The sequence below is a fragment of the Colwellia sp. genome, assembly GCF_013215345.1.
Taxonomy (GTDB): Bacteria; Pseudomonadota; Gammaproteobacteria; order Enterobacterales; family Alteromonadaceae; genus Colwellia.
The window spans coordinates 1-2,688 of the sequence record NZ_JABSOV010000227.1 but is presented as its reverse complement, the minus strand read 5'-3'; the positions used below and the strand labels follow the sequence as shown (position 1 = coordinate 2,688).

General features: G+C 38.5%; 2 protein-coding genes. Both read left to right on the top strand.

Annotated features, from left to right (window positions below; translation table 11 throughout):
• Positions 1–2,212, top strand: a 2,212-nt coding sequence (locus HRT50_RS18445) for a molybdopterin-dependent oxidoreductase (RefSeq protein WP_291617233.1), incomplete at its 5' end; no start/stop codon positions are given.
• 119 nt (positions 2,213–2,331) lie between these two features.
• Positions 2,332–2,688, top strand: a 357-nt coding sequence (locus HRT50_RS18440) for an NADH-quinone oxidoreductase subunit H (RefSeq protein WP_291617231.1), incomplete at its 3' end; no start/stop codon positions are given.

Below are 2,688 nucleotides of genomic sequence, written 5' to 3'. Positions count from 1 at the left end.
TGAAGTATGCCCAACCGGCGTATTTACCGATAAACCGTTTAGCCAGCACTACATTCGCAAATGGGATCTTCAGTCATCCCCCTCAATTTGTAGCCATTGCAGTGTCGGTTGTAATACTTATGTCACTGAACGCGGCGGTATCATACGCAAGATAAACAATCGATATAATGCAGAAAAAAATGGCCATTTTTTAGGTGATAGTGGCAGATTTGGTTATCAACATGTCAATCAAGAAAGTAAATTAACCCAAGTATGGTCTCGTGCCCATCAAAGCCAACAAACCCATGTTTTGGATGATAAAAAAGCACATAGTCAATTAAGCCAATGGCTCAAAGAAGCTGATGCGCAAGTCGTAGGTATTGGCTCTGCCCGCTCATCCATTGAAAATAATGCTGCGCTGCATAAGTTAGTAGGCGCCAGTAATTTTTATGCGGGCATAGCCAGTGACGAATTAAGTCAACTGCAGTTATTAATTAAAACCTATAAAAGTAATCAGCTTTCTTTAGTTTCTCTTAATGACATAGAACAAAGTGATGCGGTACTTTTAGTGGGTGAAGATGTAACGCAAACCGCACCTAGAGTAGCCTTATCGATAAGACAAATGACTAAAAATGCCGGCATTGCTAAAGCGGCTAAAATGGGGATAAAACATTGGCAAGATGAAGCCGTGAGAAATATCAGTCAAGATGAAAAATCACCGCTTATTATTATCAATACTCATGAAACTAAATTAGCGGATGTGGCAAAACATAACCTAAACTTAGCCCCTAATAAACAGCTTGAATTACTGTTAGAAATTGAAGCTTACCTAACTGCTAAAGATGCTAAAACACTTTCTTCTGAAACAATGAGTTCAGATACACAGTTTTCTGACATCGCCATAACTATCGCCAATGAATTACTTGCCGCTAATAAGCCTTTGCTAATCACTGGCACCCATAGTTTTGACCTTGCATTATTATCAGCTTGTTTAAGGGTAAGTATTTTATTAAAAGATCAAAAAGAAAACTCAGGGTTTTATTGTGCAACATCGGCTATTAATGCCTTAGGGCTGTCTTTATTAACACAGCCTGATCATGATGTTGATAGCTTTATAGAAAATACCAAAGCTAAGTCGCCGACATTACTTATCATTATGGAAACTGATTTATACCGGTATTGCTCAAATGAAAAACTAAGCGAATGTTTAGATACAATTAAGCATATTGTTGTTATTGAGCATATCCTTACGGATACAGTTAAAATGGCAGATTTAGTCTTGCCTGCCGCCTCTTTTGCTGAACAACATGGCAGCTTCTTAAATAATGAAGCTAGATTACAGCGTGCTTACGCCGTTATGCCCGCCAGTGAAATGAGACAAACCCCTGTGCAATGGCTTGCACAACATAACTCGCTCGATGATGAGCAAAACCTTTATCACTACATTCAAGATATCAGCCCTCTTTTACAACCAATAGTGCAATTTTACACCGCTGATAAAAGTGACTTTACCGTCGCTCGCCAACCAATGCGTTCATCAGCTCGAACAGCTTTTTTTGCTAACATAGATGTTAAAGAATATGCGCCTAAACGTGATAAAAAATCCAATTTAACTTTTTCCATGGAAGGGGTTGCTGGTTTTAGACAACAAACACTGAATAATAGCCAACATAAAATAACCACGCCAGTGACTGGTGTCTGGTCACCTAAATGGAATTCAAATCAAGCGGTGAATAAAACCTTAAGTCAAACCTTAAGTAACACCTTAAATGAATCAGGCGTTCAAGATGAGGTGGACTTAGGTTTAGACTTGAACTTAGACTTAAACTTAGGCTTTAAAATATTTGACGGTCTCAATACAAAACAGTCTGAAGTACCTGCGACTCAAATAGACTCACCAAGTCAGCCATTAACTAACATAAGTATTTGTCCTCAACATCATATTTATACCAATGACGAACTTAGCGAATACTCGTCAAGTATTCAGCAACTAACACCTAAGCCGGTAATTTCACTTAATCAAAAGCAAGCAAACGATTTAGCCATTAAATCTGGTGAAAACCTCACCATAACCTCTAATAATTATAATATTTCTTTGCCCTGGCTTATTAATAATACTCTGGCAGACAAAGTTGTTTTAGTACCCTTTACTGAATTCATGCGCTTGGGAGCTAACAAGCAGGTTTTATCTAATCACTCTGCTGGCAAGGCTAATGGAGATGCAAATGAGTAGCTGGTTAACGCCCTTAATCATATTAATCGTTTTGCTCTTCATGTTAGCTGCTTGGACTACTCGGCTAGAGCATAGAGTTGCATCTAATCACTCTGATAGAAATGCTAATGGAGATACAAATGGATAGCTGGTTAACTCCATTGATTATTTTAATCGTTTTGCTCTTGTTGGGCGCTTGGTGTATTTGGCTAGAACGCAGAGTACTGGCTTTATGGCAAGACAGATTAGGACCAAATCGTGTTGGCCCCTTTGGTTTACTGCAAGTCGTTGCCGATATGATAAAGATTTTCACCAAAGAAGATTGGGTCCCGCCTTTTGCTGACAAGGTGCTATTTATTATCTCGCCTATGATAGTGATGATCATGACATTGTTAGGCTTTGCCATTATTCCCTTTGCGCCGAATATACAAATTGCCCAATTTGATCATGCCTTATTATTTTTATTAGCCATCAGCTCATTATCTGTTTACAGCATT